5 protein-coding genes are annotated in these 4926 nt (G+C 70.6%); 2 read left to right on the top strand and 3 right to left on the bottom strand.

Features of this window, described 5'->3' with window-relative positions:
- Positions 1 to 681: biotin carboxylase N-terminal domain-containing protein (locus PHC73_RS11485; protein WP_300128260.1), on the bottom strand; the 681-nt coding region annotated here is incomplete at its 3' end.
- Positions 681 to 1478, bottom strand: a complete 798-nt coding sequence (locus tag PHC73_RS11480) for an enoyl-CoA hydratase/isomerase family protein (protein ID WP_300128258.1) — start codon at positions 1476 to 1478, stop codon at positions 681 to 683. The genes PHC73_RS11485 and PHC73_RS11480, both read right to left, overlap by 1 nt.
- Before the next feature lie 135 nt (positions 1479 to 1613).
- Between PHC73_RS11480 and PHC73_RS11475 the strand changes: the two genes are divergently transcribed.
- Both PHC73_RS11475 and PHC73_RS11470 read left to right on the top strand, forming a co-directional pair.
- Positions 1614 to 2660: a cytochrome-c peroxidase gene (locus PHC73_RS11475; RefSeq protein ID WP_300128255.1), complete on the top strand. Its 1047-nt coding sequence runs from the start codon at positions 1614 to 1616 to the stop codon at positions 2658 to 2660.
- Between the two features lie 3 nt (positions 2661 to 2663).
- Positions 2664 to 3299, top strand: a complete 636-nt coding sequence (locus PHC73_RS11470) for a cytochrome b/b6 domain-containing protein (protein WP_300128252.1) — start codon at positions 2664 to 2666, stop codon at positions 3297 to 3299.
- A 15-nt stretch (positions 3300 to 3314) separates the two neighbouring features.
- Here the strand turns inward: PHC73_RS11470 and PHC73_RS11465 are convergent, their stop codons facing one another.
- Complete coding sequence (locus PHC73_RS11465; RefSeq protein WP_366949867.1) at positions 3315 to 4922, bottom strand: carboxyl transferase domain-containing protein; 1608 nt, start codon at positions 4920 to 4922, stop codon at positions 3315 to 3317.
- Positions 4923 to 4926 lie beyond the last annotated feature (4 nt).

Below are 4926 nucleotides of genomic sequence, written 5' to 3'. Positions count from 1 at the left end.
GCGCTCGAACAGGTGCACCGCCCGGCCGTGCGCGTCGGCGAACACCTGCACCTCGACGTGGCGGGCGGCGGTGACGTAGCGCTCGAGCAGCAGCGCGTCGTCGCCGAAGGCGGCCAGCGCCTCGCGCCGCGCGCCGGCGATGGCGTCGGCAAGGCCATCGGCGCCGTCCACGCGGCGCATGCCGCGCCCGCCGCCGCCGGCCGCGGCCTTCACCAGCAGCGGGTAGCCGACCTTCGCTGCGGCCGCGATGAGCTGCGCGTCGTCCGCGCCCGGCGCATCGAAGCCCGGCACCACCGGCACGTCCGCCTGCACCACCAGACGCTTGGCGGCGTCCTTGGCGCCCATGGCCTCGATGGCCTCCGCCGGCGGGCCGACGAAGGTGACACCCGCCTGCGCGCAGCGGCGCGCGAAGGCGGCGTTCTCGGCCAGAAAGCCGTAACCGGGGTGGATGGCCTGGGCGCCGGTCGCCCGGGCGGCGTCGAGCAGTGCGTCCATGTTGAGGTACGACTGCGCGGCCGGCGCTGGCCCCACGCGTACGGCCACATCGGCCAGGCGCACGTGCCGCGCGCTCGCGTCGGCATCCGAGTACACCGCCACCGTGCGCAGACCCAGCCGGCGCGCGGTGGCGATGATGCGGCAGGCGATCTCGCCGCGGTTGGCGATCAGCAGCGTGTCGAACATCAGCGTATCCAGGTGGGCGCCCGGCGGGCGAAAAAGGCGTGCAGGCCTTCCTGGCCTTCGTCCGAGACCCGAAGGCGCGCGATGAGGGCAGCGGTGTCGCGTTTGAGGCCGTCGCGGTCCGGGCTCGCGGTGACGTCACCCACCAGGCGCTTGCAGGCGGCAAGCGCCAGCGGTCCGCCCTTGAGCAGGTCGTCCAGCAGCCGCTCCACGGCGGCATCGAGCGCATCCGACGCCACCGCCTCGTGCAGCAGGCCAAGGCGCAGCGCCACCGGCGCGTCGAAGCGCTCGCCGGTGAGGAAATACCGCCGCGCCTGCCTGGCGCCCATCGCGCGCACCACGTAGGGCGCGATGGTGGCCGGCGCGAGGCCGAGGCGCACTTCCGTCAGGCCAAAGCGCGCCGTGTCCACCCCGACCGCGACATCACAGCAGGCGACCAGACCCACGCCGCCGCCGAATGCGCTGCCGTTGACGCGCGCCACGGTCGGTTTGGGCAGCGTATCGAGCACCTCGAGCAGCTGCGCCAGCTTGAGCGCGTCGGCCTGGTTCTCGGCAGCGCTGAAATCCACCATCGAGCGCATCCAGTTCAGATCCCCGCCGGCGCAAAAACTCTCGCCGGCGCCGGTCAACACCAGCGCCCGCACGGCGGGGTCCGTACCGAGCCGCGACAGCCGCTCGGTGAGTTCCGCGATCAGGACGTCGTCGAAGGCGTTGTGCACCTGCGGGCGGTTCAGCGTCAGCGTGGCCACGCCGCGGTGATCGATCGTCCACAACACGTTTGCCGCGACATTGCCGTTCATGGCTCCTCCCGTCGTGCGCCGGCAAAGCTGATCCGGATCAAGGTCCGGGCGGCTGGCGGTGCGCTTTCAGCGTCGTTTAAGACTCGGCGTCGATTGTAGCGGCGTCGCGTCAGCCAATCGCCGAGGAGGTCACCCATGCCGCGCCTGCGCCTTCATCCGTTGCTGTGCGCGTTGCCGCTGATCGGCAGCGTGCTGGCCGAACCGCTGCCGAGCAGCGCCCCGCAGCCGGCCGACAACCCGTCCACGCCGGCCAAGATCGAGCTCGGCCGGCGCCTGTATTTCGACCCGCGCCTGTCGGCCGACGGCACCGTCTCGTGCAACTCCTGCCACGACCTCGACAAGGGTGGTGTCGACGGCCTGCCGGTGTCGCTGGGCGTCACCGGCAAGATGGGCGGGCGCAATGCGCCTACTGTTTGGAACGCGGCCTTCAATTCCACCCAGTTCTGGGACGGCCGCGCCGCGACGCTGGAGGAGCAGGCGCAGGGGCCGGTGACCAACCCGGTCGAGATGGCCATGCCGGGCGGCGAGGCGGTGGCCGACCGCCTGAAGGCAATCCCCGATTACCTGGCGGCCTTCGCCAGGGCGTTTCCGGATGATCCGCAGCCGAGTCTTCGCAACGCCGGGCGGGCGATTGCCGCCTTCGAGCGCACGCTGATCACGCCGGGCTCGGCCTACGACCGCCACGAGCAGGGCGACAAGACGGCGCTGAGCGCCCAGCAGCAGCGGGGTCTTGCGACCTTCACCGAGGTCGGCTGCGTGGCCTGCCATTCCGGGCCGGCCTTCAACGGCCCGCAGGCGAGCCTGCCGCCCGGCACCGGCTTCTACCAGCGCTTCCCGACCTATACCGACAGCCTGCTGGTCGCCAGGTACGCGCTCGATCAGGACCCGGGTCGCTACGCGGTGACGCACAACGAGGCCGACCGGCACATGTTCAAGGTGCCGACGCTGCGCAACGTGGCGCTCACGGCGCCCTATTTCCACACCGGCAGCGTGCCGACACTGCCCGAGGCGGTGCGCGTGATGGGCAAGGTGCAGCTCGACCGCGACCTGACTGAGCAGCAGGTCGAGGACATCGTGGCTTTCCTGGGGGCACTGACCGGCCCCTTCCCGCGCATCGAGCGCCCGCCGGTGCCACGGGAGGTTTCCCTGCACCAGCGGGCACCGTTCCTGGCACAGGAGTAAGCCATGGACGCACCGCGTGAAACCAAGGTCTGGGATCTCGGCATCCGTATCGGCCACTGGCTGCTGGTGCTCGCCTTCGCCGTGGCGTACGTGACCGAGGGGGAGCCGCGCTGGCTGCACGTGTACGCCGGCTACGCGATCGGCGCCTGGGTGGTGCTGCGCCTGCTGTGGGGCTTCGTCGGGCCGCGCCATGCCCGCTTTGCCGACTTCGTGCGCGGCCCGCGGCAGGTCCTGGCGCACGTGCGGGGCATCGCGCGCCTGAAGCCGCCGCGTTACCTCGGCCACGATCCGACCGGCGGCTGGATGGTGTTGGCACTGTTGCTCGGCCTGACTGGCACGGTGATCAGCGGTTTGGCGCTGTACGCGGTGGAGGACCACGCCGGACCGCTGGCCGCCTGGGTCGGGACGGCGGCGCCGTCCGAGACTGCCGGCGGCGATCATCGGCAATCCGGCGCCCTGCGACAACCGGAGGGGGAAGGCGAGGAGGCGCTCGAGGAAATCCACGAGGTGTTCGCCAACCTCACCCTGGCGCTGGTGTTCATACACATCGGCGGCGTGCTGCTGGTCAGTTTCACGACCCGCGAGAACCTGATCTTGGCCATGTTCACCGGCCGCAAACGCGGCGAAGGCGCGGACTGACGCGGCCGCCCGCGTTCACATCCGAAACACGCCAAAGCGCGGCTCGGGGATCGGCGCGTTCAGCGACGCCGACAGCGCGAGGCCCAGTACCGTGCGCGTGTCGGCGGGGTCGATGACGCCGTCGTCCCACAGGCGCGCGGTGGCGTAGTAGGGGTGGCCCTGACGCTCGTACTGCTCGCGGATCGGCGCCTTGAAGGCTTCTTCGGCCTCGGCGGACCAGGTCTCGCCGCGCGCCTCGAGGTTGTCGCGCCGCACCGTGGCCAGCACGCTGGCCGCCTGCTCGCCGCCCATCACCGAGATGCGCGCGTTCGGCCACATCCACAGAAAGCGCGGCCCGTAGGCGCGTCCGCACATGCCGTAATTGCCGGCGCCGAACGAGCCGCCGATGATGACCGTGAACTTCGGCACCTGCGCGTTGGCCACGGCGTGCACCAGCTTGGCGCCGTCCTTGGCGATGCCGCGGCTCTCGTACTCGCGGCCCACCATGAAGCCCGTGATGTTCTGCAAAAACAGCAGCGGGATGCGCCGCTGGCAGCACAGCTCGATGAAGTGCGCGCCCTTGAGCGCGGATTCCGAGAACAGGATGCCGTTGTTGGCGACGATGCCGACCGGGTAACCCCACAGGTGCGCGAAGCCGCACACCAGCGTCGTGCCGTACAGCTGCTTGAACTCCTGGAATTCCGAGCCGTCCACCAGGCGCGCGATGACCTCGCGCACCTCGAACGGCTGGCGCGCGTCGGCGGGCACCAGGCCGTACAGCTCGTGGGCGTCGTAGCGCGGCGGCTGCGGTTCGCGAAGCGGAATCTGGACCGACTTTTGCCGGTTCAGCGTCGCCACGATGTCGCGGCAGATGCCAAGCGCGTGCAGGTCGTTGCGGGCCAGGTAATCGGTGACACCCGAGGTGCGGCTGTGCACGTCGCCGCCGCCGAGCTCCTCGGCCGTCACCACCTCGCCGGTGGCGGCCTTCACCAGCGGCGGGCCGCCAAGAAAGATGGTGCCCTGATTTCTCACGATGACCGTCTCGTCGCACAGCGCCGGCACGTAGGCGCCACCGGCGGTGCACGAGCCCATCACCACCGCGAGCTGCGGGATGCCGGCCGCCGACATCACCGACTGGTTGTAGAAGATGCGCCCGAAGTGGTGTTGGTCCGGAAACACCTCGTCCTGCAGCGGCAGGAAGCCGCCGCCGGAGTCGACCAGATAAATGCACGGCAGGCGGTTTTCGAGCGCGATCTGCTGCGCGCGCAGGTGCTTTTTGACCGTGAGCGGGTAGTAGGTGCCGCCCTTGACGGTGGCGTCGTTGGCGACGATCACCACCTCCTGCCCACACACCCGGCCGATGCCGGTGACGATGCCGGCCGACGGCGCCTCGTCGTCGTAAAGACCGAACGCCGCCAGCGGCGACAGTTCCAGGAACGGCGTGCCTGGATCGAGCAGCGCCTCCACGCGCTCGCGCGGCAGCAGCTTGCCGCGCGCGCTGTGCTTGGCCTTGGCGTGTTCGGGGCCGCCCTGCGCGTACTGCGCGAGCTTGGCCTTGAGGTCCGCCACCAGCGCGCGGTTGTGTTCGGCGTTGGCGGCGAACTCGGCCGTGGCGGGGTTCAGCTTGCTGTCCAGTACCGGCACGCGG

The organism is Immundisolibacter sp. (assembly GCF_028696615.1).
Classification (GTDB): Bacteria; Pseudomonadota; Gammaproteobacteria; order Immundisolibacterales; family Immundisolibacteraceae; genus Immundisolibacter.
Note: the sequence above shows the minus strand (reverse complement) of the source record. Positions and strands in the feature narration are given on the sequence as shown.